Origin of the sequence: Streptomyces sp. NBC_01197, assembly GCF_036010505.1 — a bacterium.
Taxonomy (GTDB): Bacteria; Actinomycetota; Actinomycetes; order Streptomycetales; family Streptomycetaceae; genus Streptomyces.
The window spans coordinates 7,534,349-7,561,115 of sequence record NZ_CP108569.1 but is presented as its reverse complement, the minus strand read 5'-3'; the positions used below and the strand labels follow the sequence as shown (position 1 = coordinate 7,561,115).

Sequence of the window (26,767 nt, the reverse complement as noted above, 5' to 3'; positions counted from 1 at the left end):
ATCAGCGCGTGGCACCGGCCGATGGCCGCCCGTCTCGCCGATGAGGAACACCGCACCGCAACCGCACTATGTCCTGCGCCAGAGATCCGTTGGCAGAAGCGGGCGAGCGAGTCGAGGATCTCTTCGGCTGTTTTGGTCCAGGTGAACGGGGTCGGGCTTTCGTTCCACTGCTTGACCCATGCACGGATGTCCGCCTCCAGCGAGCGCACGCTTTTGTGGGCGCCACGACGGATCTTCTGGTCTGCGAGGAAGCCGAACCACCGCTCCACCTGGTTGATCCAGGAGGAGCCGGTGGGCGTGAAGTGCAGGTGGAACCGGGGGTGTTTGGCCAGCCATGCCCTGATCGCCGGTGTCTTGTGGGTGCCGTAGTTGTCCACGATGAGGTGGACCTGGAGGTGCCCGGGGACCTCTTTCTCGATCTTGACGAGGAACTTCTTGAACTCCGCTGCCCGGTGCCGACGATGAAGGCTGGTGATGACTTCACCGGTGGCGACGTCGAAAGCCGCGAACAAGGTGGTCAGGCCGTTGCGAACATAGTCATGGGTGCGGCGCTCGGGCATGCCCGGCATCATCGGCAGCACCGGCTGAGAGCGGTCCAGGGCCTGAATCTGGGACTTCTCGTCCACCGAAAGCACCACCGCGCCCTCGGGCGGGTTGAAGTACAGCCCCACCACGTCGTAGACCTTCTCCACGAACAACGGATCCGTCGAGAGCTTGAAAGTGTCGCTCAGGTGCGGCTTGAGCTGGAACTTCCGCCAGATCCGGCCCACGGTCGACTTCGACAGCCCACTGCAGTCGGCCATCGAGGCACGCGACCAGTGAGTGGCATTCTTCGGGATCTCCTCCAACGTGCTGACCACGACTGCCTCTACCTGATCGACACTGATGCTCGGCGGCCGGCCCGGCCGCGGCTCGTCCACCAACCCGTCCAGCCGGCCGGCCAGAAACCGGCGACGCCACTTGCGGACCGTGTCCGCCGCGATCCGTAACTCCCGTGCCACCACGACAATCGGCGGAACATCGGCGCCGACACATGCCAGCACGATGCGGGCCCGCAGGGCCACCGCCTGGGCAGACGACGCCCGCCGGGCCCAACGCTCCAACACCACACGCTCATCGGCGGACAACAACAACGGTTCCAACTTCGGGCCACGACGTGGCACCGGCACAGCCCCAGAGGCACTCATACACAAACTAACGACGGATCTCAGGCGCAGGACACTAGCGCTCTGACCGCATAGGTCCACCCGGTTGGCGCTGGCGAGCCCTTGGCCGGTTGGATGTCCTGAGACGTAAAGCTCGGAGGGGTGCGATGGCAGAGCCGGTCAGGGTCCGTAGGCTCACAGACCAGGAGGGCCAGCAGTTACAGCGGATCGTGCGGCGGGGCAGTACGAACACCGTCCGCTACCGGCGGGCGATGATGCTACCGGCCTCGGCCGGTGGAAACCGGGTCCCGGTGATCGCCCAGGGTCCAGGCCGATGAGGGCACGGTGCGCGATGTCATCCACCGGTTCAACGAGATCGGCCTGGCCGCTCTGGACCCTCGGTGGGCGGGAGGCCGTCCCCGCCTACTCAGTCCTGACGACGAGGACTTCGTCGTTCAGACGGCCACCACCCGCCCGACCACGCTCGGGCAGCCCTTCACCCACTGGTCCATCCGCAAGCTCGCCGCCTACGTGCCCCAGCAGCTTCAGGCCTGCGCAACTGCCAGTTCTGAGCCGGGACTCCTGCGCCGGCGTCTACAGCGAGCCCGGCGCTCCCTTCGACACCACGGGCAGGTTCTGCGCAGGCCCGGCCAACGGCGAGAAGGCTGTCTGTAACGGCGACGCGGGCGGCCCCGCAGTCCTGGGCGGCGTCGTCGTCGGCATCACCTCCGGCGGCGGTCCCGGGTGCGACAAGCCTTCCCTCTTCAGCAGCGCCTCGTACTTCAAACGGTGGCTCGAGTCGCAGTGAACCACCGTCAGACCCGTACGCGACACGCCTCGGACAGGCTGTGCCAGTCCGAGGCGTGTCCCCGGGCCCCGATGACGAACCTGTCGGTCGGCAGCAGCAGAAGGAAGTGTCAGGACTACTTCACGCACACAGCGAACACCTTGCCAGAGCCGCTTGGGCCGCCTGAACTCACTGTTCCGAGGCGTTCTCCGGGCCACCGAACCGGCCCGCGCCAGCACTTCAGCCCTCCAGGTTGTGTTGGTGACTGTCCGCGGCCACGGCGACGGACAGCCACCACATGCGTGCTGTGCTACCACTTCCACCAGCCGGTCATCACCGGAAGCAACATGGTCACGCACCTCCCTCCGTACCTCTCAGGCAGCAAAGCTGCTGACTACTCTCTGCGATGGACACTTCCATCCACAGCAACGACCAGCGGGCATTGCGGACACGAAGCGGACGGCCGCCTTCTCATACGTCGACGGCGCTCCGACACGCATGGCGCGCGAGCTTCCGCCGCGAGGCCCTTTCGCGTGTGCACGCGAAACCATCAAGTTCTCCATGATCTGGGTAAACAACCACCGGTGGCCACTCACGGTGACTAACAGATTTCGAAACGTAATGACCTCGATGGGGACCGGTCCGGTGGTTCCGGCCCCGGCCGATCTGGCTCTGCTGGACCGGCTCATGAATGTCGGCGACCCGGACTCTTTAGTCGGTTCCGAACAGGGGCAACCGCCTGCCCGGTGAGGCGGCCTCGCACCCCGTGCAGGAGCAGAACGGTGAATACGGCCCCTTGACCGGCAGAGACACCGGCCCCTGGCACCCGCCCACGTCCGCGCAGGACCGGCAAAGCTCCGGAGCTTCCGCGCGGAGCCAGGTCAGCGCGTACTGGGCGGTGCTGCGGGTTACACCGAGCATGTCCACCACGGCGGTCGCGGTGACGGTGGGATCGGCGTCCGAGAGCGGGGCCGTGCGCGGGAGCGGCTCTCGCGCGGGACCTGGTACCCCGAGCCTGTCGGACGTCCGGGCGACGGCACAGCCCCACTCGCACCACCACCCGCTCCTTTCAGGGCCGGGTCCTGCTCTCGCTGCACGGATCAGAACTCACGAAACTGAGGCAGCGTCACCCCGCACGCGATAGCGCTCCACGACAGCGATGCCCCGTGGATCTCTCACCTCCAGGACAGATACCTCTCAGCCCTGACACAGCCCATGACCAGCATCAACACCCTCAAGCCCGCTGTCTCTCACTCCACTGTCACCAAACCGAGAGATCGCACCGGTGCGAGACTGAGTAGTCCATGATTCCCGCGGAGCCCCAGATCGCTCCGCCCGCGAGCATGCACCCAAGGCCACCGGTGCCGGCGCACATGCCGGCCATCGCCGCGCCCGCCGCCACAAGTTTGGGGGCCCGGAGGTCCTGCGGATGCTGGATCTGCCCGAACCTCAGGCAGGCCCTGGTGAGGTCCGTGTCCGGGTGCACGCGGCCGCGGTGAGCCCCACGGACATCATGCTGCGTACGGGCGGGCACGCGGTGCGAATGCCCGGCCGACGGCCTCCGTTCGTACCGGGCATGGACGCCGCCGGAGTGATCGACCAACTCGGGCCCGGGGCCGACGGTCGACTCGAAGTGGGCCAACGGGTGGTAGTGCTCGTGCTGTTCACCGGTCCGCACGGGGGCGCCTACGCGGAACAGGTCGTCGTACCGGCCACGTCAGCGGGGCCGGTGGGGCAGCCGCTGTCCAATTTCCTGGAGATTCGGCAGCAGCGCGTCCGCGAGGCGGTCAGCCTCCCGTGGAGAGCGCCGGAGAAACAGGTCCGGTTCGATGAGTTCGAGCTCCATCACCACAGGCTCACCGGCAATGCGAACCAGGTCGACGCGGGCCGCGTGCACGGGTGCCGGTGAGCAGGCCAACGCACTCTGGGCCACTTCCAGCTCACGTGGGGTGGCCTCGTATCCTTCCAGCCGGCCTCCGTGACTTTCCTGTACGAGGAAGCCATCGGCCGCCGGTATTTTCCGCACCGCGTGCGACCACGTGTCGCCGATTTTCACGAGTGATATCTCTCCCTCGGCGGCGATGCTTTCCACAACCGGTTGAATGAGCACATCCCCCTGGGAAAGGAGGTCCGTCAGGGTTCCGTCAAGGTCGTGTCCCGGGCCGAGGTATGCCCCCCGTCCGCCTGCCGCGACTGCCGGTTTCATCACCACGGGGTCCGGACCCAGCGGATCGTGCGGGCCACCGGCGGGAATGAGCGTAGTGGGCACAACCGGTACTCCGGCACGGGCAAGCTCGACCAGGTAGCGCTTGTGCGAATTCCACTCCATCACCGCGAGAGGGTTCTGCAGCACGGTCACAGTGTCCACATGTTTCGCCCAGGCCAGGAACTCGTCACGTCGCCAGGTGTAATCCCAGGTGGTCCGGACCGTCACAAGATCCGCTGTGCTCCAGCCGGCTACCTGCTCCGGGGCATCCCATGCTTCGACACGTGCTTTCACGCCCCGTTCGGTCAGCGCAGCCAAAAGCAATAGATTCTCAGATTCGGCGCTTTCGGACCGTTCTTGAGTACTTGCAATAATTACAGTCGGCTTGATCACCAGGGCAGCATCTCCCAGGGCTCCTCCGCAAAGCAAGCCTGAGCAGTGGCGTTTGACCTCCTGGTCAGCCGCCCCCCGCCCCGCCCGGCGCTGGACCGGAGCGGCGGGCATGCACGAGCACCTGCCCGCGACCCCGGCCGCCGACCTTGAGCACGGCGACCGGGAGCCTCAGTTCCTCGTGCTCCATCAGGTGGGCGCGTTCGGATTCGTCGAGCTGCATCGGGGCGAGGGAGTCCAGGACGGCCTCGGAGGCACCTGCGAGGTTGCCCCGTTCCATGCGGGCGTAGTACTCGGCGCTGACTCCGGCGAGCATCGCGACCTCTTCGCGACGCAGCCCTTTCGCCCGGCGCTGGCCTGCGGCGGACAGGCCAGCCTGCCGGGGTGGCCGCCGGGCACTCCTTGAGCGCGCTCTTGCCGCGGGTCGGCGCAGTCCGCAACCTGGGCCCCACCTCGTGGCAGCTCGCCGACACGGCCGCCGGATGCATCGACGCGTTCTGGCAGGCCGGCCACGACGACGAGGGTGGCCCTCATGGCGGCTTCCTGCCGGACGACGTTGCGGACGAAGCGCAGTCGAAGGATCACTCCAGTTCTCCATCCGGTGGAGCTCCTGCCTCGCCCCTCTTGGGGGCTCGATACCGGAAGGACAACACCGGAATGTCGGCGACATCCGTCGTGACCTGAGCCGCCAGCTTGTCACCGGTGCTCACCCAAGGGCTCGTAGCTTGTGTCAGCCAGCGCTGTCCCGAGAATGCAGAAACTGGCAGGCAGGGGCAGACGACCTGGGAGAACTGACACGACGGACTGCAGGTGCCCGGCCTTGCCGGCTGGCGGCTTCGAGAGGCGGACGTGGGACGGATCGAGCAGGGTTTGGAGCGCGCGTTGCGCACCCGGCCCGTTCCCTCAAGCACCGAGGCCCGCCTGCGGTTTTTGCTGGCAGTGCACCGTGGTTCCACTCGGAGGGTAGCCGCCGTGCTGGGGGTGTCGCAGCGCACCGTGCAGCGGTGGGTGACGAAGAAGCCAGGAGCGCGTCGTCCCCCGGGGTCGACGCAGGTGCGGGCGATCGAGGAAGCGGTCCTGGCTCGGTGGCAGCCCCGAGTACGGGCCCGTCGGCGTGCCCAGGCAAAGGCGGAGGGGCTCGTCTCCCATACCCGTGCGCGATTCGGATTCGCGGCTCCTGCAGGCTCATCGGACGATCCGCGGGTGCGGTGGATCACCCAGGATCTGCCGGGAGAGGTAGCCCGGGAGTTGTTCGCTGCTCGGGATGCCGGCGCGGGTGAGCAGCAGCAGACGGTGATCCTGGCCCGGGCGCTGGGACACTCCTACTTTCGCGAGTGGGGCCGCCGGGCCCACGGGCTGCACATCGCTTTCAGCGACGTCGAGTTCGCCGAATGCTCGATCGGCTGAGCCTGCCTCATCGAGCGCCCGCGTCAGGGGTCAGCGTCGCGATGGCCTTGCGCGCCTGGCCGGCATCAGCCGCTCAACGATCCCCACCATGACGACAGCCTACCGACCGTGCCAAATGAGATGACCTCTTAGCCTCGCCACCTGCCTCATCACACACCGCCACGTCCAACGCCTTTGTTACTGAGGTTGAACTCGGGATGTCGTGCTGATGGTCAGGCGGGGCGGATGGTCAGGCCGGTCTCGGTGAGACAGCCGTCGATGAGGTGGCTGCGGTACTGGATGTGCCGCAGGCCGCGCCGGACGGTCTGGACGAGGTGTTCGGGGGTGCTGAAGGCGACGTTCGAGAGCCATCCGCGCCGTAGGAGTGACCAGATGCCCTCGACGGGGTTGAGGTCGGGTGCGTAGGGCGGCAGGTAGTAGATGGTCAGCCAGTCGCGGGTTTCGGCGAACTCTCTCAGGCCGGCTGCTTTGTGGACGTTGAGGTTGTCCCAGATGAGCACGATGGGGCCGTCGAGCTGCTGGTGGGCGGAGATCAGCAGGTCGCGGTAGTCGCGCATCGAGTCGATGAGCGCGAGGGCCTGGCCGGTCTCCCCCAACGACACCTTGATGCCGACCGCCTGAGCGCTCGCGGTGACGGGGCCGTGCAGGGTGCCGTATGCCCCGCGCTCGCGGCCCATCCGGGCGCCGGTCGCATGGGACTGGGAGAGGTAGTCGCCGGCCCGGTCACTGTTGCCCATCCGGCTCGCCACCACTGCGGCGAAGTTGATGTGAGAGCCGTAGACGGTGAGTTCCGCGGGGGTCGCGGTCGAGAACCGGGGCTCGATGTCCACAGCGGCCTTCTCCGCGAGCGCGAGAGCATCGGCAAGGCGCGAGTCACGCAGGTAGACCCAGGCGCGGCCGGAGTCCACCAGCGCCGCACGCAGCGGGTCAACGGCTTTCTCGGCGGCGTGGCGAGCATGTCCGATCGCCGCGTACGCCAGATCCCGCGCACCGAGCAGGTTGGCGACGTAGGCGGACACCCGGTAAGCGTCGGACAGCACCGACCACGCCTCCGCCCGCTCGCCGTCCGCCTGGACGTGAAGGCGGGCGGCCGCATCCCGCAGGAACGGCGCGGCGATCGTGCCGACCTGGTCGTACTGGCCCTGCCAATACAGATCCCACGCCCGATCGGTCACCCGGCGCAGCTCGTCAAGAGCGGGCGACCCCTCCATCGCGGTCGGCAGGATTCCGGCTGCGGTGTCGTGCACGGCCGCCGACAAGGCGCGCATCATCACACGGTCGCCGTGGGTGGCCGACCTGCGGGGCGCGGCCTGCCCGACAATCACCGCAACATCGGCATGCAGCGCGGCACTGATGGACAGGAGGGTGGGCAGCGTCAGCGCGATGTCGCGTTCTGCGGCGCTGATCGTCTCGGCAGACAGCCGGCACGCCTCGGCGAGATCGTTCTGGGTCATGGCCCGGCCGCGCAGGATCTTGATTCGCTGGCCCGTGCTGTATTCACTCCACGCTGGCATGATGGACGTCAACTCCGTTCCCGCAATGTGGTGTTGCTAGGACGGTACCCCCGCAAGACCGGGGGTGATATGCAAAGCGGCCCGCCCCGGGTTTCCCCGGGACGGGCCGCTGGCCGTCCGCGTCCAACCCTCAACGCAGGCATGAGACCGGCACCTCGTTCACGGACCCGCGATCAGCCACAGGATCAGCACCGCGTCCAGGTCCTGGACGTACCGGTAGACCACCGAGACCCCCCCGGCCGCCGGTCACCTCCGGCAACACCTCGATGACGTACGACTCCGAGTGCGGGTCGGCGTCCGGCAGGCCGCGCGCGTGATCGGGATCCGGGACCCGCTCCAGAGCACGGCGCACAGACTCCACTGCGGCCCGCTCACCCCGGGCCAGCTCACCACGGATTTTCTCTACGGCATCGCTGTAGAACGCGGCGCTCACCGCTCAGCCGAAGCCATCTTGCGGCGGAGCTCCGCCGTGACATCCGCCGTGGACCGCGTGAGCGCCGCCGCGCCCTCGATGTCGAACCGCAGGAGCACACGGTGCCGGTAGGCCTGGACAACCTCCCGCACCCGGGACAGGTCATCGAGGTCTGTCGCGTCCAGCTCACGCTCGAACTCCGCCAGATCGCCAGGGAATTCCCACGTCGCCAACGCGGTCCGCAGCTCAGCCAACGTGCCCATGGCCGGGCGCGACGCGGCGCGATGGTCGTGGTGGTCAGGCTGTGCGGTCACGACATCCTCCTCCTGGACGCGGGCGGCCCGCCCCACCACCGTAGCCCCGGAAGTGTCCCTTCAAGGGACACTTTTGCGGACGGGGCTCCTACTTCGCGGAACCTTCTATCTCATCTATGGCTTGCTGTCCCGCAGCGATGATGAGGCGCATCAAGTCAGGGCGCTCACGTGCGAAGGCGCGTACCTCGTCGGCGTTGAACCGGTCGGCAGACAGTCGCTGGGTGGGCGGCTTCGGCCGCGAGACCTTGATCGCCTTCTCGGGGCCCGGTGGCTCGTCGTCCTCGGGGACTGTGCCGAATCCGAGCTTGTCACGGACGGCAGCAAGCGCCCTGGCATCGGGGGTATCGCCCGCGAGCTCGGTAGCGCTTGACCACACATCCTCAGTCGCCTTCGCACCGTGCTGTCGGAGCAGGGGAGCCAGGATCTCAATCTGAGATGAGTCAAGATGGCCCCGGTATGCCTTGCGGAGCGCGAGCGCCACGGGCTTCTCGTCCAGCATCCGGTAGGCGTGCGACCGCGAGACCCCCTGATCCGCACACCACTTCCGGAAGGACCGATAGGTCTGGCCCGGTGCGTCGGGATCCTCGATGTCCTTGAACGCCTTGCTTTGGTGCATGAGCTGAACGGCGGGTCCGGCCCACCTGAAATAGATCTCCCGCGCGGGGCCCTTCGTCTTCTCGTACACCCGCCGCGCCTCGAAGATGCGCCGTTGGCACGCTTCGATGATTTCGGCATGCGGGGCATCACTCTGGACGAGCCGAAGAGGATCAGAAAGCGCGCTTCGACTGCACCAGTGACCGCCGATCCCGGCTGGTGCTGTTGGCGGTCTGGGGACGGCGTTGCACTCGGAGCGGCCGGGTTCAGAGGGCGGCCGCGCGGCGGCGCACGACCACGGCCTGGATGCCGAGGGTGACGGCCAGGTAGAGATAGATCGTGGAGAATCCGAGCACACCGGCCTTGGCCGAGTGGTCGATCCACGCGTCCATGCCGAAGTGCACGGCCATCGAGACCAGCCACAGAACCACGGTGATCATCGTGCCCTTGCAGAAGGCCTCCCCGGCCGGGCCACGCCACACCTGCATGGTCAGCGCCCGCACGGCTCCGAAGGCGGCGGCGACCACGAAGCTCAGGCAGACGATGGTCAGGGTGCCGGCGGACAGCGGGTGATGGGTCGTCACCGACTTCACTCCGAACACCATGGCGGCCACGCCGAGCACCACGAGCACTCCGAGGAGGACAAGCGGCACGGACCTGCCCATCGGACGCGCGCGCAGTTGTCGGGTTATGAGCAGCGCCAGGATGACGAGACCGATCAGAGCGCTGGTGGTGTTGTTCACGCGCGGAACCTCCTAGGTTTTTTCTTCGCGTCCGGCCGCGGACCCGCTGTGCGCAAAGCCGCGACGGTGAGGAGCAGGTTATCCAATAAGGCAGCGATCTCGCCTGCCCTTCCTTGCCACACAGCGTTTTTTCCAACCCTGGTTCCAGATCTTCTCCACCCCGGGGTGGAGAAGATCTTCTCCACCCCGGGGTGGAGGCGCGCCCATGCCGCCCTCCCCTAACCTCGAAGGGCCGCGGTTCACGTGGTGAGGGGCCGAAAAGGAGCGTCCGAAAAGTAGCGCACCATCAGAGGACGAATGAGTGCGTCGGCCGCTTCCTGCCCTCGGAACCGGGTCGCCCGCCCCCCGTCGGGCGGCCCGGCTACGGGCCGGCAACCTCAGACAGCACTGCCGGAAGGTAAATCTGTCGACAAGCCTGTGGCAATGTCACGCAAAGCCAAGGCGGTCGACTGGCTAGGTGCAGGCCGCGACAAAAGTGGACCTGACCTGGAGAAGGCTCTTTCCTGTCACCCCACGTAATCGAACGACTACACTAATCTCCTTGCTTTGCGATCAAAGTGAGCCTTAGCGTGGGCCCTGGTCCGGTTCCGGCGTCGGGCGATCCCCGCGCCGCCAATGACTAACTGGGGGAAACAATGCGCGCGACCGGTTTTTTTGCGACCTTTTGCGGACGGCCTGGCCGCACTACCGAGCACTTGCTGCTCTTCTGATCGTCGGTCCTTCACGCAGACATAGGCGACAGGGCCGGAAATCGGAACCGCCCAGTCCTCGGCGGTTCACTGAATCCATGGCCCATACCGTGTAACGGACATCTACACCCCAAGCCGCCGAAATCACCCCGTCAGTTTGCCGTCGGGGGATGAATTTCCGCCGTACGGGACACATTGGTGGCGTCGCCTGCTCCTCCAGAAAGAAACGTTGTGTTGAACCGGGAAACCGCAAATTCCGGCTAGACCACGAAACGGGGAATAGCAGATGGAAATAAATAGACTCCATGTTGTCATCGCGACAGCCCGCAGAGCCGCAGGCTGGAGTCAAGAGGCACTGGCGGAGCGCTCCGGAGTCAGTGTCAGAACCATTCGCAACCTGGAGTTACTGAGGCTGAACTCGTGGTGTCGTAAGGGGTGACGACTGGTCGGTGGCTGCGGTATCACCGGAGTCATGCGGTATCCACAAGGGGGCGGGCTGACCGCCGAACGACAGCAGTTTCGCGAAGAGTTACGGCTCAAGGCGGCCGAGCGGTTCGCCCTGGGCGAGGGTAGTACAGCGATCGCCAGAGATCTGCGGGTCAGTGTCCGCTCGGTCCAGCGATGGCGTCACGCGTGGGCCGAGGGCGGCCCGCGATCCTTGCGGTCGCAGGGGCCAGCGTCGCTGCCGAAACTGAGCGATCAGCAGTTCACGCAGCTTGAAGCGGAGCTGGCCAAAGGCCCGGCCGCGCATGGCTGGCAGGACCAGCGCTGGACGCTTGCCCGGGTCACGACGGTGATCGGCCGACGCTTTCACCTGACATACACGATCCAGGGCGTGCGCAAGCTGCTGGTGCGCAACGGCTGGTCTTGCCAGGTACCGGCCCGCAGAGCGATGGAGCGGGACGACGACGCGGTCGCGGGGTGGGTCAAGGAGGTGTGGCCCTGCGCGGAAGGCTCGCGGCGGCCCATGGAGCCTGGCTCGTCTTCGAAGACGAAGCCGGCTTCTCCATGACGCCGCCGCACGCAAAGACATGGTCGCCACGCGGCCGCACCCCGGTGGTCCGCGTCCGCGGCCGTTCCCGCAGGCGCATATCCATCGCAGCGCTGACCTGCTACAAACCCGGCCACCGGTCGAGGCTGGTCTACCGGCCCCGCCGCGACGACGGCAACCGTGACGGGCGCAAGAGCTTCTCCTGGCGCGACTACCGCGACCTGCTGATCTCCGCCCACCAGCAGCTCGACGGCCCCATCGTGCTCATCTGGGACAACCTCAACGTCCACAAAGCAGCCGGCCTGAGAGAGTTCGCCGAAACCCGCGACTGGCTGACCATCTACTACCTGCCGCCCTACGCACCCGACCTCAACCCCGTCGAGGGCATCTGGTCACTCCTACGGCGCGGATGGCTCTCGAACGTCGCCTTCAGCACCCCCGAACACCTCGTCCAGACCGTCCGGCGCGGCCTGCGGCACATCCAGTACCGCAGCCACCTCATCGACGGCTGTCTCACCGAGACCGGCCTGACCATCCGCCCCGCCTGACCATCAGCACGACATCCCGAGTTCAACCTCAGTAGCTACCAACAGAAACCCGCGAAGAGCCACCGTCGAACTGATTCTCAAGGCCCTGCAGACAGCCCCCCGGCCGCTGTCGTCACTGCCTCTCCCTCTCCCTTCCGAGGCCGCCATGGCGGCGCACCATACCGTCCTCAACGGCGCCGACGTCCCTGCCGGAGAGTTAGACAGCCCCTCCAGTACCGTTCCGTGGCTGGGTATCCGCCCGCAAACTGACGTCCTGGTGGGCCGGCAGGACGATCTGCGGCACATGTGCGCCGCGGTGAAGAGCAGTCGCCTGCTCGTGCTGACCGGGTCCGGCGGTGTGGGCAAGACCCGCCTGGCCCTTGCCTCGGCAGCCCAGTTACAGCGGATGTACCGCGACGGCGTCGCCGTGGTCGAACTGGGCTCGCTGCTGCCGGAACGGGACCGGGAGCGCGAGGCGTTGACGGCGGTGACCGAGGCGGTGAAGACCCGTATGTCGTGCTCGCCGGCCTGGCAGACGACGGAGTTTCGCATGCTCCTCGTCATCGACAATGCCGAGCATGTCCTCAAGGCCGTGACCGAGGTGTCACAGCGACTGCTGCATGAGCATCCGGGCCTGGACATCATCGTGACCTCCCGCCGGCCGCTCGCATTGATGTCCGCGACCTCCTGGGAGGTGGCACCGCTCCCCGTGGACAGCCCGTCCGGCACAGGGCACTCGCCCGCGGTGGAACTCTTCCTGATCCGGGCGCACACCAGCGTCCCCACCCTCGACATCACCGACCGCCTCCCCGCCGTGACAACGTTGTGTACGCGGCTGGACGCGATGCCGCTGGCCATAGAGGTGGCCGCGCACCGCTTGAGGTCGGTGTCGCTGAACACGCTGCTCCAAGAGGCTCCCCTCCTGCCGATCCTCGACCAGATCAGCCTGGGCAGCCTCTCCCGTCATCGCCCCCTGTCGAGCGCCGCCAAGTGGAGCTACGACCTGCTGAACCTCTCCCAACGCACCCTGCTGCACCATCTGGCCGCCATCCAGAACCCGTTCACCATCGAGGACGTGACGGGTTTCGACTCCGGCGCCGACGACAGCCCGGCCGACAACATCAAGGTGCTGGCCGAACTCGTCGACAACTCCGTCGTCCAGGTGCGCCGCGGCCACGAGTACGTCTATCGCGTACCCACGTTGATCCGTGAGTATGTCAACGAGTACGTCAGCGATCTCGCCGCCAGGCCCGTCGCGGTACCGGTCTGAGCACAGCGCGCCGTCCCACGGACCTGCGGCACATGAACCTGCCGTTCAGTTGCCGCTCCGCTGCCTGGAGAGAGGGCCCTCGGCGGCCCGAGCATGAGGTTCCACTCCTACTGGACCGCCGAATGGAACACACGATGAGCCCACAGGACGACGTCCGTGCCGCCGTGCTCGAACACCCTGCGGTGAGGGGGGCTGCGGTCCGCGTCGACGACACGGGCCCCCGGCCCCGCACCGTCTGCTACGTGGTGCCCAGCGAGTCCGGACCCCGCTCCTTCGCCCTGGACCAGGTCCAGGGCGTCAACCAGCACGAAACCCAGTACCTGTACGACGAGATCTTCGTCCAACGCTCCTACATGCGGGGCGGGGTGACATTGCGCGAGGACGCCGTCGTGTTCGACGTCGGTGCCAACATCGGCATGTTCTCACTTTTCGTGCGCGAGAACTGCCCGAGCGCCACGCTCTACGCCTTCGAGCCGCTGGCCCCGGTGCACCGCCTGCTGGAGCGCAACGCCGCGCTGGCGGGCGACCGCGTCCACGTCTTCCGGCACGGTCTGGCCGACCGGGAGGCCGAGGTCAGCTTCGCGTTCTATCCCGGCAACTCCTGGATGTCGGGCCTGCAGGACTACTCCGACCCGCAGGCCGAGGCGGACGTCATGAAGACGTACCTGCTCAACGAGCGCAACCAGGGACTCGCCAAGGCCCGGGACGAACTCATCGACCACTTCGACGAGTACGCCCCCGCCCTCTTCCGGACCACCGAGGAGCCGGCCCGGCTCAGGCGGCTGTCCGAGGTCATCGACGAGCAGGGCGTCGAGCGGATCGACCTGCTGAAGGTCGACGTCCAGCGGGCCGAGCTGGACGTCCTGCACGGCCTGGACGAGCAGCACTGGCCGCTCGTGCGGCAGATCGCCATGGAGGTCCACGACAGCACGGGCTCGGAGACCGAGGGGCGTCTGACGGAAGTGGTCTCGCTCCTGGAGAAGCACGGGTTCACGACCTGGGCGGTGCAGGACGAACTCCTCACTGGAACGGACCGGCACACCCTGACGGCGATCCGGCCCGAGTACGCCGACGATCCGCGTCCGGTGGTCGCCGATCACCTGCGCAACGGGGGCACCGCGCACCAGGAGGCGGAGCTGCTCGACTGGCTGCGCGGGCGGCTGCCCGGGCACCCGCTGCCGGACGCGCTCGTGATGGTCGACAGCCTGCCGCTGTAGGACCGCGGGAGAGAGCGGCGACGGCCGGCCGGACGGGGCGACCTGGCCGGCCGGCCGTCGGCATGTGCGCGGCCGGCTCGGCACACGGGAGCTCGCGTCAGAACACCCCCGGTCGCGCACCGGGATACGCCAAGGCGCGGTGGTGCGGACGGCGGAGGCCACCGGCACCACCGCGCCGAGGTCTTCGGACCGGCCCTGGCACGGACCGGATCCGGCTAGATGTCCGAGGCGAGGTGCAGGTAGTCGGGCACCTGGGGAACCGTGTCGGAGCGGTACTCGAAGACGGTACGGTCCGCGGACTCGGAGACGACGTCGAAGCCCGCGAACCGGTAGGTGATCAGCATGGCCCGGTTGCGGCCGCTCGGGACGAACTCCCCCCGCAGTGTCACGCCCTTGTCCTTGGCGCGGGCGGCCAGCCGGCCCAGGAGCACCGCGCCGACTCCGCGGGACATCACGCGGCAGGAGATCAGCAGCAGCTTCAGGGTCCACACCTGTGCGGCCCGCTCGACCAGCATCACGCCGATGGTGCCGTAGTCACCGAAGCGGTCGGACAGCTCGGCCACCAGCAGGTCGTGATCGGGCGAGGTGCGAAACGCCTCCAGCTCGGAGGCGTCGTAGGTGTAACCCGTCGCATTGAGCTGGTTGGTGCGCACGGTCAGCTCCTCGGCCCGGCGCAGGTCGCCCGGCCCCGCGTGACGCAGCACCAGGCGCAGGTCGAGCGTGGCGAGGAAGCTCTCGGCGGGGCCGGCGAACGACTCCTCCGCCTGGGCCCGCCGCAACTGAGCCTGATACATCGAGCGCCGGCGCCCGGCCTCCGGGGTCAGGTCCCGCGGCGTCAGGTCGGCCCGCTCCGCGAGCGCCGCGGCCTCCACCGCGTCGACGGTGCGCACCTGGGGCAGCACATCACCGACCTCCGCGCGTTCGAACGCGTCGTCGTCGACGAACAGGAACGTGTCCAGGCCGATGTTGAGTTCCTCGGCGATCCGGGAGACCGACGCCGACTTGGCGTTCCAGCCGATCTGCGGCGCGAGGAAGTACTCGTCGAGGCCGGCCTCCTTCAGGCGGCCCATGGCCACCGTCTCGTCGTTGCGGCTGGCGATCGACTGGAGGATGCCGCGGGAGTCGAGCACTCTGATCACCTCCGCCACGTCCTCGCGCAGCACGACCTGGGGGTCCTCCAGGAGCACCCCCTTCCACAGTGTGTTGTCCAGGTCCCAGACCACGCACTTGACCATGGGGCGCTCTGCCACGTCCTCATCGGCGTTCCGCATTGCTCCGCCCTTTCCTCAGTACGTCTTCGGCGAGGCCGCGCCGTACGACTCGACATCCGCGTGTCCGAAACGGCCGATGAGGCCTTCGCACACCTCGGTGCTGCCTTCGATGATTTCCATGACCTTGGCATCCCGGTAATACCGGTTCACCGGGTGGTTGGGCGTGCATCCGGCGGCCCCGTGCACCTGCACCGCGTCGTGTGCCGCCTCCGCGGCGTTCGTCGCCGCGAGGTACTTGGCCTTGATCGCCGCCATGGACGCGTCCGCGTGGCGCTCCCAGATCAGCTCGCCGGCCTGGAACGTCAACAGCCGCCCGGCCTCGTAGTGCACGGTCATGCGCGTGAGCAGGCGCTGGACGAGCTGGTGCTCCATGAGTCCGCGTTCGGCGACGTGGTCCCGGCTTTCGGCCAGGCAGCCGCCCGCGATGCCGATGCTGCCGCTGGCCACGCTGTAGCGTCCCAGGGTCAGTGCCTCCGTGACGATGAACGGATGGGCGCGTCCGGGTCCGGCGAGCAGGTTCGCCCTCGGCACGCGGCATCCCGTGAGGCGCAGCTCGGCGAGCATCGCGCCGCGGGTGCCGAGCATGCCCGCCAGTGGTACGACCTCCAGGCCCGGGGTGTCCCGTTCGACGAGGAAAGCGGTGAGTCCCTCGTCGGCGCGGGCGAACACGAGGAAGACATCGGCGATGGCACCGAAGCTGATCCAGCACTTGGTGCCGTCGAGCCGGTATGCGTCGCCGTCGGCGGTGGCGCGCGTGGCGAGCGCGGCCACGTCGCTGCCGGCGTCGGGCTCGCTCAGGGCGAACGCGCCGATCGCCGTGCCCGCGGTCAGCCGGGGCAGCCAGGTGCGACGCTGGGTGTCGTCGCCCCACCGCTCCACGGTGTGCGCCACCATGTCATGCACCGTCAGCAGGCTGCGGGTGCTGGAGCACGCCCGGCCCATCTCCTCGTGCAGCAACCCGTAACCGAGGTGGTCCAGGCCGCGCCCGCCGTGGGCCGGGGAGATCAGCGAGGCCAGGAAACCAACTTCCGCGAGGCGGTCGATCAGGGCGCGCCCCACCCGCTCCTCGCAGTCGTGCCGGGCGGCCTCCGGTGCGACCTCCGACTTCGCGAACGCGTGGAACTCCGCACGCAGCGCGCGCTGTTCCGTGGTGAATGTCAGTCGCACTGCTGCCTCATCCGACCGCGGAGGCGGTCTTGCCGGCGACGTAGCCGGTGACGGCGTCGACGGAGCAGAAGTTGCGGAGGTCGAGCTCGTCCGTCTCGACCACGACGCCGAACTGCCGCTCCACATAGGTCACCAGCTGCACCGCGAACAGCGAGTTGACCAGCCCCACGGCGAAGATGTTCTCGTCGTCGGGCACCTGCCGGCCGAGGTGTCCGGCCAGGTACTGTCGGACCTCTTCACGGATGCCGTCCGGCTGCTCGGTAGTCACAATCGTCCGTCCTTAAGTCGATCTCGGTCGCTACTGCTCGTAGGTGTGGAAGCCACGCCCGGATTTGCGCCCCAGGTATCCGGCGTCGACCAGCTGCCGCAGCAGCGGGCACGGCCGGTACTTGCTGTCGCCGAACCTCTCGTGGAGGACCTCGACGCTGCGCAGGATGGTGTCCAGACCGATGAGGTCGGCCGTTTCGAGCATCCCCATCCGGTGGCCGAAGCAGGTGGTGAAGATCCGGTCCACCGAGGCCGCGTCGGCGACTCCCTCGTACACCAGGTACGCCGCCTCGTTGACGGCGAGCATCATGACCCGGTTGGAGACGAAGCCCGGGGAGTCGTTGACGACGATGCCCTCCTTGCCCATGCCGGACAGCAGGCGCAGCGCCGTCTCCACGGTGGCGTCGGAGGTGTGCACCGCCCGGATCACCTCGACCACGGGCTTGAGGGGAACCGGGTTCATGAAGTGCATGCCCAGGATGCGGTCGGGCCGACGGGTCTGGGCGCCGATCCGGGTGATGGGTACGCAGGAGGTGTTCGCCGCGAACACCGTCTCCTCGGGGCACACGGAGTCGAGGATCCGGTACACCTCGCTCTTGACGTCCCAGTCCTCGACCACGTTCTCCACCACGAACTCCGCCGCCTTCAGCTCGGCGTGGTCGGTCGTGGGGCGGAGCCGCTCCAGGACGGTGTCGACGGGTTCGTGCGCGCCGGCCGACTGCGCCCCGAGCATGCGGGCGAACCGCAGGTCGCGTCTGATCTGCGCCAGGGCGTCATCGAGGGCTTCCTCGGCGATGTCGACCAGGACGACCTCGTGCCCGGTCATGGCCAGACTCTGCGCGAGCCCGCGTCCGATGGTCCCCGCGCCGACCACACCGACGGTCCTCATGTCTCTTCACACTCCTCGTGGATCCCGGCCCCCGGAGAGGGAGGTGGGGAGGGCCGACCCGGCTTCGGGCGTCATACGCGGGGCGATCCGGACCACCGGTCGGTGGGCCGGTGTGGGGCCCCGGACAATCGGGGCCCCACGCTCCCGCGCCAGTGCCTCGCTGTCGGCCGCAGGGCCCCGAGGCACTCTCACGCCGGAATCCTGTCAGCGGGCCCCGTGTCGCTCCAGGCAACAATGCGGCAACTGGACCGGCGCCCGATCCCGTCGGTGATGCCGGTTCGTTGCCTGGCCCGCATGATCCGGGCCGGGCAGCATCGCCGGCATGGCACAGCTGGAGCACCGACCGTCCTCGGACAGCCCCCCGTCGCTGTGGCAGAACCGCGACTACATGGTCTGGTGGGCCGGAACCGGACTGTCGACGCTCGGCAGCAGCGTCTCCTCCATCGCCTTTCCGCTCTACGCCCTCTACGCCACCGGCTCCGCGGCCCAGGCGGGAAGCATCAGTGCCGCCAACCTGCTCGGCTCCGTCACGATGACGCTGGTCGGGGGCGCGCTCACCGACCGGATGTCGCGCCGGGCCATCATGATCTGCGGGCCACTGGTCCAGGCGGTCGCGCTGGCGGTGGCGGCGTGGCTGGTGCACCGCGGCGGCGCCCCGCTGCTCTCGTTGGTGGCCTGCGCCCTGTTCAGCGGCCTGGCCTCCGGCCTGACCATGGGAGCGGCGACTCCGGCCCTGCGCCGTATCGTCCCCAGGGAGCAGGTGGGAGCGGCCACCGCGCAGGGCATGGGACGGGACTTGGTCGCCCAGCTCATCGGGTCGCCGCTGGGCGGGCTGCTGTTCGCCACGGCCCGCTGGCTGCCGTTCCTCGCGGACGCGGTGTCGTACGTGTGCGCCGCGGTGGGCGTCGCCCTCATCCGCAGGCCGCTGGGTCCGGACCCCTCCGAAACCGGCCGCCAGGGCCTGTTCGGCGGTCTGGCCGCAGGCGGACGGATGGTGTGGCACCACCCCTACCTGCGCTTCACCGTCGTGTGGGGCGCCTTCCTCAACGCGGTCACGCAGGGCTTTCTGCTGCTGCTCATCGCTCTGGTCAAGTACCGCGGCGGCGGTCCGACCGCAGTGGGGTCGGTGAACGCGGCGGCACTCGTGGGCGGCGTCGTCGGCGCGGTCGTCACACCGCGGATCATGAGGAGGCTGCGGGCGAAGACCGTCGTCGTCATCGCCATGTGGCTCTTCGTCGAGTCCTTCGCCGCCGTCGCCGCGGTACCCCGCCCCTGGCAGATCGGCGCCGTCCTGCTGATCGCCATGGTGGCGACCGTCCCCCTCAACGTCGTGCTGGAGTCCTACGAAGCCCGGCTGGTACCGGACGAGTTCAGCGGGCGGGTGGCGGCCGTGACCCGCTTCGGGATGCAATGCCTGCAGTGGACGGGTCCGCTGGTCGCCGGCTTGTGCGCCGACCTGTTCGGCGTGCCCGGCGCCGTCCTGACGCTGATGATTGCGATGCTAGCCTTGGCGGTGGTCCTTCACAGGAGCCGGTCGCTCGGCGTGCTGGACATTCCGCTCGAGGACGTCGTGGAACTCACAGGGCCTGCCGATGGCGAGGCCCGCGGCGCCGGGACCGCGTCCAGCGGGACGCACGGGTAGGCATCCTGCCCCTCGAGAAGGACGGCATGACGGCGTCTGTCGTCGGCTGCCAGAGGGAAGGACGACGGAGAGATGCCGGACATGCCCGCGACGCGACGACATGTATGGACGGACTGGCCCGCGGCCGACGCGGTCCACCGGTCCGCCAGCGCCCATGTCCGGCGGGTCGGGGGCTGGGTGCGGGCGGTGCTGCTGGCGCTCGTCCTGGTGGTGGCCATCGTCAAGGTCCCTGGTGGGTCCGCTGCCCCCCTGCGCCGGGTGGCGTTGTCCGGGCTGATCGTGCTGATACTGGCCACGTCCGTGGCCGCCCGCCAAATGGCCCTGAAACGGCGGCTGTTGCCGGTCGCGAGCGCGCTGGCCGTACTGGCGGCGTGCGTGGCCGTAGCCCAGCTGCTGGGTTCGGAGTTGCTGGCGGTGGGGCTGCTGTGTGTGCCCATCGTGTCCATGACGCACCTGGCGCCCGTATGGCTGGCCGTCGCCTACACGGGTGCCGCCGATGCCGCGCTGGTGCTCGCCGAGGCAGGCCGGGGCTGGCATGTCTTCTCGCTGCTCGCCGGGGCGTGTCTGCTCGTCGGTTGCCTGAGCCGACAGGACCGAGAGGCGCGGGCTGCCGTGTGGCGTCTGCTCGCCCAGGAGCGGGCGGCGCGGGCGGCCGAGCAGATCGCGCGCGACGCGCAGGCGGAGTCCGCGGCGCTGAACGAACGCGCGCGGATCGCCCGCGAGATCCACGACGTGCTGGCGCACAGCCTGTCCGCTCAGTTGATGCATCTGGAGACGGCTCGGCTGCTGCTGGAGCGCGGGGCCGACGCCGGCGAGGTGACGGAGCTCGTGGTGAACGCGCGCCGGATGGCGCAGGAGGGGCTGGTCGAATCCCGGCAGGCGCTGTCCGCCCTGCGCGGCGAACAGCTGCCGATCGCCTCGACGCTGGCCGATATGGGCGGCGAACTCGGGGCCGAGGTCTGTGTGGAGGGCGAACCCCGTCCGCTCGGCGGGGAGGCGTCGCACGCCGTACGGCGGGTGGCCCAGGAGGCGCTCACCAACATCCGCAAGTACGCCCGGGGACACGGCGTGACGATCCGCCTGGAGTACGAGCGGGACACCGTTCGGCTGGAGGTCGTGGACCGCGCGCCCGGAGACGACCGGGCCCGCGACGCCGGGTCCGGCATCTCGACGCCGCCGGCCGAGGCCGCGGTGAGCGGCCCCGGTTACGGCCTCCGGGGCATGCGCGAGCGGGCCGAGATCCTCGGCGGCACGCTCGACGCCGGTCCCACCGGGGAGGGGTTCCGGGTCCTGCTGGAACTGCCCGTGTGACGGACGGGATCAGACGGAGGGGTCGCTCCCCACGCTGACGATCCCGTTCTCGCCGTTGACGAACACCACGCGCGGCTCCAGCTTGGCCGCTTCCTCGTCCTCGACGGACGCGTAGGCGATGATGATGACGATGTCCCCGGGCTGGATCAGCCGGGCGGCGGCCCCGTTGATGCAGACGACGCCCGAGCCGCGCTCGCCCTCGATGACGTAGGTCTCCAGCCGTGCGCCGTTGTTGACGTCCACGATGTGGACCAGTTCGCCGACGAGGAGGTCCGCCTCCTCCATGAGAACCGGGTCCAGCGTGAGCGAGCCCACGTAGTTGAGGTCGGCCTGGGTGACCGTGGCCCGGTGGATCTTGGACTTCATCATGGTCCGGCGCATCGTCTTCCTCGTTTTTCGGTAGGTCGGAACTCTTGCAAGGGGGAAGGGGAACAGGAAAGGCTGGGGACCGGGATCATGAGGCGGTGCGGAAGGCCAGGACGACGTTGTGCCCGCCGAATCCCGAGGAGTTGCTCACGGCGGCGACCTGTCCGGCGGGCAGTGCGCGGGGCACGTCCCGGACGACGTCCAGTTCCACGGCGTCGTCCGGATCCTCCACGTTGATCGTCGGAGGGGCGAGGCGGTGGTGCACTGTCAGGACGCTGGAGACCGCGGCCAGCGCGCCGGAGGCTCCGATCAGGTGGCCGGTCATGGACTTGATCGCGGACACCGGGGTGGCCCGCGGGCCGAACACCGACGAGATGGCCCGGCTCTCCACCAGGTCCCCGCCCGGCGTGGAGGTGGCGTGCGCGTTCACGTGCGCCACGTCCGGCGTGCCCAGGCCGGCGTCGTCGAGCGCGCTGCGCAGGGCGCGGGCCATCGACCGCCCGCTGGGCTCCTGGCGGGCGATGTGATGGGCGTCGGCGCTCACGCCCGCTCCGGCCAGCTCACCGTAGACACGGGCGCCGCGTGCTCGCGCGTGCGGCATCGACTCCAGGACCAGCATGGCCGCGCCCTCGGCGATCACGAAGCCGTCGCGCTTCTTGTCGAACGGCCTGGAGGCGCGGTGCGGCTCCTCGTTGTGGCACGACAGGGCGGTCATGCTGGCGAAGCCCGCGATGGTCAGCGGGTTGATGATCGCCTCGGCTCCTCCGACGACGACCACGTCGGCCCGTCCGAGGCGGATCAGGTCCAGACCGGCCGCCACCGCCTCCGCGCCGGCGGCACACGCGCTGGTCGGCGCGTGCACGGCGGCCTGCGCCCCGATCTCCATACTGACCTGCGCCGCCGGGCTGTTGGCCATCAGCATGGGCAGGGCGAACGGCGAGACGCCGCGCGCGCCACGGCTGTTGAGGACGTCGTAGTTGTGCAGCAGGGTGGACAACCCGCCCAGCCCGCTGCCCACGACGACGCCGACCCGGTCACCGGGAGGTGCCCCGTGGGTGCCGGCGGGGCCGGTGAACCCGGCGTCCGCCCATGCCTCGCGCAGGGCGATGAGCGCGAACTGGCTGGAGCGGTCGAGCCGCCTGGCGTCGACCCGGCTGAACATCCCGGCCGGCTCCACCGCGGCCCTGGCCGCGATGCGCACCGGCAGTGCGGCGGCCCAGTCGTCGTCCAGCGCCCGTACGGCGCTACGTCCGTCCAGCAGACCGGACCAGGTGGTGCCCACATCCCCGCCGAGTGGGCTGATGGCACCCAGACCGGTGATGGCGACACTCTCGGAGGGCGTGGGCATGAACGTGTCCCTTTCGCGTCAGGTGGCCCGAGCGGGGAAGAAGGCCGGCGTTCGTCGGATCGACGCATGGCGGCTGATGTCCGGCCGGTGCCGACTGCGGCCCGGTGGGGCGGACCTCGGTGGCGGCGCGGTCGCATCATGCCTGGGGCCGGTTGCCGCACTCCAGGCAAGTGCCCGGCAACTCGCACCGGTCCGCAGGAAGTGCCGGAGACGGCCCGCGCCCGGCACCGCTCACCCGGGTACGACGACGGCCGCCAGCAGGTAGCTCCCCTGTACCGTCCAGCGGCCGTCGCAGCGGGCGATCGGGTCGCCGCCCCGCACGGGAAGGGGATCGCCGAGGCCTGCGGTGAAGGTGCCGTCCGTGCGCAGCGTGATGTCGCTGTCGGTGAACCCGACCGAGTGCCCGGTCAGCACGTGGAGTGCCTTGAAGACGCTCTCCTTGGCACAGAACATCAGCCGGTCCCAGTGCACGTGGGGTGACTGGTCCCGCAGCAGCCGCGCCCGGTTCCGCTCCGTCGGCGAGGTGATCCGGTCCGCGACGAGCGGCGGCAGCGCCTCGTGCGGCTCGGCGTCGATGCCCAGCGCCGAGGCGTCCCGCAGCCGGGCCACCACGCCGGCCCGGTAACCGGCGCAGTGCGTCATGCTGCCGGTCACCCCGGTCGGCCAGCGCGGTGCTCCCCCGGGTCCGGGCAGCAGCGGGACGGCGGGAACACCGAGCTCTGCCAGCGCGCGGCGGGCGCAGACGCGTACGGTGCTGAACTCGCGGCGGCGTTCGTCCACCACTCCGGCCACCGCTTCCCTCTCCTCGGGAAAGAGCCCGGTGCCGTCGTCGAGGTCCTCGTACGTCTCCTGGACCGCCACCCGGGCGGGCACCAGGCCGCGCAGTCCCCCGGCCCGGCCCGCGGGCGCCCCGGTGTCAGGCACCGGTGAAGGAGGGGTCCGGGGTGAAGGACACCGGAAGGGTGGCGAATCCGCTGAGGAAGTTGGCGTAGATCCGTCGCGGCTCGCCGGTCAGCCACATGTCGGCGGCCATGGCGCGCAACCCGCCGAACACGGCGTTCAGTTCCGCCCGGGCCAGGTAGGCACCGATGCAGAAGTGAGGGCCGTAGGCGAACGTCAGATGCTTGTTCGGCGTCCTCGCCAGGTCGAACCGGTCGGGGTCGGGGAACTGCCGCTCGTCACGGTTGGCCGACGCGTTCCAGACGGTGACGATGTCGCCGGCCTCGATGAACTCGCCGCCCAGGAAGCAGTCCTCGGTCGAGGTGCGGCCCGAGTGCAGGCTGGGCGTGGTGTAGCGCAGTATCTCCTCGATGGCGGTCTCCAGGCTGACCTGCCCGCTCTTGAGCGCCTGCCACTGCTCGGGGTTGCGCATGAGTTCGAGCAGACCGCCGATCATGGCGAACCTGGTCGTCTCGTTGCCCCCCATGATGATGCTGTAGCAGTTGAAGATGATCTCCTCGTGGCTCAGTGGGCGCTCGCCAACCTCACTGGTGACCAGCAGGCTCACCACGTCGTCGTAGGGCTTGGCGCGGCGTGATGCGGCCAGTTCGGAGAAGTAGAGCAGCAGTTCGTTCTTCGCGCTCCAGGTGCCTTCCTCCGTGGGGGCGCCGTCGGAGGAGGCGAGGGCGGACGGAGTGAGCGACAGGATGTGGGCGCGGTCGGACTGCGGCACGCCCAGCAGGTCGCAGATGGCCGCCAGCGGGATGTTGGCGGCGACGTCGGCGGCGAAGTCGCCCTCGCCCTTGGCGACGGCGTCCTCAATGAGCTTCCAGGTGGCCGTGCGAAGGCTGTCGACGATGACCTCCAGCGCACGGGGGGTGAAGTGCTTGTTGAGTACGGAGCGCAGCGCCGTGTGATGGGCTCCGTCGGTGACGGCCAGCATCCGGCCGCCGGCGGAGTCACCGCCCGCCAGCAGGGTGTCGAGGACGTTGCCCCGCTCGGACGAGAACAGCCGGCCGTCCTTGTAGACGGTCGCCACGTCGTCGTAGCGGGTGATCACCCAGAAGCCGTCGCCGCGCCGGGTCGCGGGGTGGCGGTGGACGGGCGCGGTGTCGCGCAGGTGCCGCCACACCTCGGTGAGGTCGTATTCGGCGTGCAGTCGCGGATCGGCGAGATCGACGCCCTCCAGGGCGCCGGGGTCGAGCAGCGGACGGTTGATCATGTTCAGCTCCTGGTGTCGGGGAAGAAGGCCGTGGTCGCACCGGCCGTCTCGCCCCCGTCGATCACGAACTCCTGGCCGGTCACGAACGCCGCCGCGTCCGAGGCCAGGAAGAAGAAGGCCTCGGCGATCTCCTCGGGAGCGGCATGGCGGCGGGCCGGGATCCGCGCGTTCACCTCCGCCAGCATCTCGTCGGTGTACTCGGCCCGTTGCATGGGCGTGAGCACCGCTCCCGGCGTCACGCACGCGGTGCGCACCCGCGGGCTCAGTTCCATGGCGAACGTCTGGCACAGCGACACGACACCCGCCTTGGTCGCGTTGTAGTCGGCGTACAGCGGGTATCCCCGCGAGCCGTTGACCGACGCCGTGGCCAGCAGGACCCCGTGGCCCTGGCGGACCATGTACTCGGCGGCGTGGCGCCACAGGGCGAGCACCCCGAGGAGGTTCACGTCGACGATCCGCCGCACGTCCTCCTCGGCGAGGTCCAGCACCCCGCGCCGCTTGCTGATGCCGGCGTTGGCCACGACGACGTCCAGCCGTCCACGCTCGTCGTGCACCCGCGCCAGGGCGTCACGCACCGCGCCCCAGTCGGCCACGTCGGTCTCGATCCACCGCCGGTCCAGGCCGCCGGCCTCCTCCGGCGGGACCGCGTCCAGGTTCACGACGTAGTCGCCGGAGCCGAGGAACCGCTCGGCCGTCGCTTTCCCGATGCCGCTGGACGCACCGGAGACAACGATTGTTCGCATGTCGGGAACTCCCCCTCAGAGCAGGACGCGGTGGCTGTCGCTCTCACGGCTGACGAGCCCCCGGCGCAGATTGCGGGTGACCGTGAGGCGCTTCAGCCAGCGGTCCGTACCGTCGTACCGCGCGCGGAAGGCCCTGCGGCCGTGCACCGCCCGGTAGTTGTCGAGCACCAGCAGCGTGCCGGGGCCGACCACCACGTCCTGCTGCACGCTCTCCAGTGCGGCCATGAGCCGGTCCAGGGCGTGCTCGGCCGCGCGGTCCTCCCCGGCGATGCGCATGAACGGCCGGTCGATGCGCAGGTAGGGGTTGAGCCGGTCGCCGAACAGCACGGCGGTGGCCTCCGGTTGCTGCTGCATCCGGCGCATCTTCGCCAGCGCCCGGTGGTTCGGGTCGCGTGCCTCCAGCTGCCTCAGGTGTTCGTTGTCGGGCAGGATGTAGAACCGCGGCTCGGCCAGGATCCGCCGGTCCTCGTCGCTCAGCTCCAGATCACGCACCGACGCCATGATCGTGGGCACCCGGTCGTCGTTGCGCAGCCCGAACAGGAGCAGGTAGTCGCACCGGTCGGGGTGGAACCCGTCCTCGGTGTGGAACTCCAGCAGCGCCTCGCTGCCGTACCCGCTCTGGCACTCCTCGTCGCCCTGGATGGGCAGGAGGTTCTGGACGATCCGCCCCGACTGTAGGGTCGCCCAGGCGAACGGCTCGCCCAGCGCCATGCCGCACAGCGCCACGAAGATCTCCTGGTCCCGTGTCGACTTGGCGCCGATGGCGGCCTCCCAGTGCGACGGCGTGGGCCCGATGGCGGTCTCGTCGATCGGGAAGCCGTGCACCAGGGCGCACGCCGAGCGCTCGGAACGCCGGAAGCCGTCCAGGAACGAGCGCATGCCCGGCGGCAGTCGGTGGCCGGAGTCCCAGAACCGGTCGTAGAACTCCGGGCTGGCTGGGTCTCCACCGGAATCCCTCAGCCGCTCGACGCATTCCATCAGCGCGGCGACGTCGTCACCGTCGAGCGAGTACTCGACGGGTATGTCGAGTCTGGGCATCTTTCACACACCTCATAGCGATCGGAGGGGATACGGCGGCCCGTTCAGCGGGACGCGACCGCGTCCGCCTGCTCCTGTTCCATGGCCCGCACCAGGCTCTTGGGCCTCATGTCGGTCCAGTGATCGTTGACGTAGTCGAGGCAGGCCTGCCGGTCGGCCTCGGGGTGCACGACCTCCCAGCCGGCGGGCACCTCCACGAAGGCGGGCCACAGCGAGTGCTGGCCCTCGTCGTTGGCCAGGACCAGGTAGGTGCCGTCTGCGCGCTCGAAGGGGTTTTCCATGGCTGTGCTCTCCTGTCGGTGGGAACCGGTTCGTGTGCAAGGGAAAGGTGGTCGTGAGGGGGGTGGGGTCACCGCGG

At 68.9% G+C, this 26,767-nt stretch carries 24 protein-coding genes and 4 pseudogenes; 10 read left to right on the top strand and 18 right to left on the bottom strand.

Annotated features, from left to right (window positions below; translation table 11 throughout):
* Positions 1–74 precede the first annotated feature (74 nt).
* A pseudogene (locus OG452_RS34555) lies at positions 75–1,187 on the bottom strand (IS630 family transposase); the annotation flags it as partial.
* A gap of 125 nt (positions 1,188–1,312) precedes the next feature.
* On the opposite strand from OG452_RS34555, the pseudogene OG452_RS34550 reads away from it, so the two are divergent.
* The 3 genes and pseudogenes from OG452_RS34550 to OG452_RS34545 all read left to right on the top strand — a co-directional run.
* Positions 1,313–1,679, top strand: a pseudogene (locus tag OG452_RS34550) (helix-turn-helix domain-containing protein); the annotation flags it as partial.
* On the top strand, positions 1,579–1,953 hold the full coding sequence (locus tag OG452_RS35565; protein ID WP_405565743.1) for a trypsin-like serine protease: 375 nt from the start codon (positions 1,579–1,581) through the stop codon (positions 1,951–1,953). The pseudogene OG452_RS34550 and the gene OG452_RS35565, both read left to right, overlap by 101 nt.
* Before the next feature lie 1,408 nt (positions 1,954–3,361).
* A pseudogene (locus tag OG452_RS34545) lies at positions 3,362–3,601 on the top strand (alcohol dehydrogenase catalytic domain-containing protein); the annotation flags it as partial.
* Between the two features lie 48 nt (positions 3,602–3,649).
* Here OG452_RS34545 and OG452_RS34540 read toward each other — a convergent pair.
* Both OG452_RS34540 and OG452_RS34535 read right to left on the bottom strand, forming a co-directional pair.
* The gene (locus OG452_RS34540; protein ID WP_327299885.1) at positions 3,650–4,531 is read right to left on the bottom strand and encodes an ATP-grasp domain-containing protein; all 882 of its coding nucleotides are present in this window, start codon (positions 4,529–4,531) and stop codon (positions 3,650–3,652) included.
* 181 nt (positions 4,532–4,712) lie between these two features.
* Positions 4,713–4,961, bottom strand: a pseudogene (locus tag OG452_RS34535) (helix-turn-helix domain-containing protein); the annotation flags it as partial.
* Between the two features lie 377 nt (positions 4,962–5,338).
* On the opposite strand from OG452_RS34535, the gene tpg reads away from it, so the two are divergent.
* A complete protein-coding gene (gene tpg / locus OG452_RS35560) occupies positions 5,339–5,935 on the top strand; it encodes a telomere-protecting terminal protein Tpg (RefSeq protein WP_405565169.1) in 597 nt (198 codons plus the stop codon).
* Between the two features lie 212 nt (positions 5,936–6,147).
* Here the strand turns inward: tpg and OG452_RS35555 are convergent, their stop codons facing one another.
* From OG452_RS35555 to OG452_RS34505, 4 genes are all read right to left on the bottom strand, one after another.
* A complete protein-coding gene (locus OG452_RS35555; protein ID WP_442810144.1) occupies positions 6,148–7,389 on the bottom strand; it encodes a transposase in 1,242 nt (413 codons plus the stop codon).
* Between the two features lie 489 nt (positions 7,390–7,878).
* On the bottom strand, positions 7,879–8,175 hold the full coding sequence (locus OG452_RS34515) for a hypothetical protein (protein WP_327299463.1): 297 nt from the start codon (positions 8,173–8,175) through the stop codon (positions 7,879–7,881).
* Positions 8,176–8,263: 88 nt separating this feature from the next.
* Positions 8,264–8,860: a hypothetical protein gene (locus OG452_RS34510; RefSeq protein ID WP_327299462.1), complete on the bottom strand. Its 597-nt coding sequence runs from the start codon at positions 8,858–8,860 to the stop codon at positions 8,264–8,266.
* 175 nt (positions 8,861–9,035) lie between these two features.
* Positions 9,036–9,512, bottom strand: a complete 477-nt coding sequence (locus OG452_RS34505) for a hypothetical protein (protein ID WP_266644833.1) — start codon at positions 9,510–9,512, stop codon at positions 9,036–9,038.
* A 975-nt stretch (positions 9,513–10,487) separates the two neighbouring features.
* Between OG452_RS34505 and OG452_RS34500 the strand changes: the two genes are divergently transcribed.
* From OG452_RS34500 to OG452_RS34480, 4 genes are all read left to right on the top strand, one after another.
* Positions 10,488–10,640 carry a helix-turn-helix domain-containing protein gene (locus OG452_RS34500; RefSeq protein WP_327299461.1) on the top strand — a complete coding sequence of 51 codons (153 nt, stop codon included), beginning with the start codon at positions 10,488–10,490 and terminating at the stop codon, positions 10,638–10,640.
* 33 nt (positions 10,641–10,673) lie between these two features.
* A protein-coding gene (locus OG452_RS35550) for an IS630 family transposase (RefSeq protein ID WP_442809945.1) occupies positions 10,674–11,740 on the top strand; the annotation gives its coding sequence in 2 pieces (ribosomal slippage) (positions 10,674–11,120 and positions 11,123–11,740; 1,065 coding nt in all).
* Positions 11,741–11,885: 145 nt separating this feature from the next.
* Positions 11,886–12,989 (top strand): ATP-binding protein, encoded by a 1,104-nt coding sequence (locus OG452_RS34485; RefSeq protein ID WP_327299460.1) that lies wholly within the window; start codon positions 11,886–11,888, stop codon positions 12,987–12,989.
* Between the two features lie 134 nt (positions 12,990–13,123).
* Positions 13,124–14,206, top strand: a complete 1,083-nt coding sequence (locus OG452_RS34480; protein WP_327299459.1) for an FkbM family methyltransferase — start codon at positions 13,124–13,126, stop codon at positions 14,204–14,206.
* 215 nt (positions 14,207–14,421) lie between these two features.
* Here OG452_RS34480 and OG452_RS34475 read toward each other — a convergent pair whose 3' ends face one another.
* From OG452_RS34475 to OG452_RS34460, 4 genes are read right to left on the bottom strand one after another with little or no spacing between them, the layout of a single operon-like run.
* Positions 14,422–15,477, bottom strand: coding sequence for an HAD-IIIC family phosphatase (locus tag OG452_RS34475; protein ID WP_327299458.1), 1,056 nt, complete (start codon positions 15,475–15,477; stop codon positions 14,422–14,424).
* A gap of 15 nt (positions 15,478–15,492) precedes the next feature.
* The gene (locus OG452_RS34470; RefSeq protein WP_327299457.1) at positions 15,493–16,644 is read right to left on the bottom strand and encodes an acyl-CoA dehydrogenase family protein; all 1,152 of its coding nucleotides are present in this window, start codon (positions 16,642–16,644) and stop codon (positions 15,493–15,495) included.
* Between the two features lie 7 nt (positions 16,645–16,651).
* Positions 16,652–16,912, bottom strand: a complete 261-nt coding sequence (locus tag OG452_RS34465; protein WP_327299456.1) for an acyl carrier protein — start codon at positions 16,910–16,912, stop codon at positions 16,652–16,654.
* A 30-nt stretch (positions 16,913–16,942) separates the two neighbouring features.
* Positions 16,943–17,800 (bottom strand): 3-hydroxyacyl-CoA dehydrogenase family protein, encoded by an 858-nt coding sequence (locus OG452_RS34460; protein WP_327299455.1) that lies wholly within the window; start codon positions 17,798–17,800, stop codon positions 16,943–16,945.
* A 322-nt stretch (positions 17,801–18,122) separates the two neighbouring features.
* On the opposite strand from OG452_RS34460, the gene OG452_RS34455 reads away from it, so the two are divergent.
* Complete coding sequence (locus OG452_RS34455) at positions 18,123–19,442, top strand: MFS transporter (RefSeq protein ID WP_327299454.1); 1,320 nt, start codon at positions 18,123–18,125, stop codon at positions 19,440–19,442.
* 72 nt (positions 19,443–19,514) lie between these two features.
* Positions 19,515–20,753, top strand: a complete 1,239-nt coding sequence (locus OG452_RS34450) for a sensor histidine kinase (protein WP_327299453.1) — start codon at positions 19,515–19,517, stop codon at positions 20,751–20,753.
* A 9-nt stretch (positions 20,754–20,762) separates the two neighbouring features.
* Here OG452_RS34450 and panD read toward each other — a convergent pair whose 3' ends face one another.
* The 7 genes from panD to OG452_RS34415 form a co-directional block, all read right to left on the bottom strand.
* Positions 20,763–21,134 carry an aspartate 1-decarboxylase gene (panD, locus tag OG452_RS34445; RefSeq protein ID WP_327299452.1) on the bottom strand — a complete coding sequence of 124 codons (372 nt, stop codon included), beginning with the start codon at positions 21,132–21,134 and terminating at the stop codon, positions 20,763–20,765.
* Positions 21,135–21,207: 73 nt separating this feature from the next.
* Positions 21,208–22,467, bottom strand: a complete 1,260-nt coding sequence (locus OG452_RS34440) for a beta-ketoacyl-[acyl-carrier-protein] synthase family protein (protein ID WP_327299451.1) — start codon at positions 22,465–22,467, stop codon at positions 21,208–21,210.
* A gap of 231 nt (positions 22,468–22,698) precedes the next feature.
* Positions 22,699–23,391 carry a 4'-phosphopantetheinyl transferase family protein gene (locus OG452_RS34435; protein ID WP_327299450.1) on the bottom strand — a complete coding sequence of 231 codons (693 nt, stop codon included), beginning with the start codon at positions 23,389–23,391 and terminating at the stop codon, positions 22,699–22,701.
* Complete coding sequence (locus OG452_RS34430; RefSeq protein WP_327299449.1) at positions 23,384–24,628, bottom strand: cytochrome P450; 1,245 nt, start codon at positions 24,626–24,628, stop codon at positions 23,384–23,386. Before OG452_RS34430 ends, OG452_RS34435 begins: the two co-directional genes overlap by 8 nt.
* A 2-nt stretch (positions 24,629–24,630) precedes the next feature.
* A complete protein-coding gene (locus tag OG452_RS34425) occupies positions 24,631–25,371 on the bottom strand; it encodes an SDR family NAD(P)-dependent oxidoreductase (RefSeq protein ID WP_327299448.1) in 741 nt (246 codons plus the stop codon).
* 15 nt (positions 25,372–25,386) lie between these two features.
* Positions 25,387–26,409: a guanitoxin biosynthesis L-enduracididine beta-hydroxylase GntD gene (gene gntD, locus OG452_RS34420; RefSeq protein WP_327299447.1), complete on the bottom strand. Its 1,023-nt coding sequence runs from the start codon at positions 26,407–26,409 to the stop codon at positions 25,387–25,389.
* 44 nt (positions 26,410–26,453) lie between these two features.
* Positions 26,454–26,690, bottom strand: a complete 237-nt coding sequence (locus OG452_RS34415) for an MbtH family protein (protein WP_327299446.1) — start codon at positions 26,688–26,690, stop codon at positions 26,454–26,456.
* Positions 26,691–26,767: the final 77 nt, after the last annotated feature.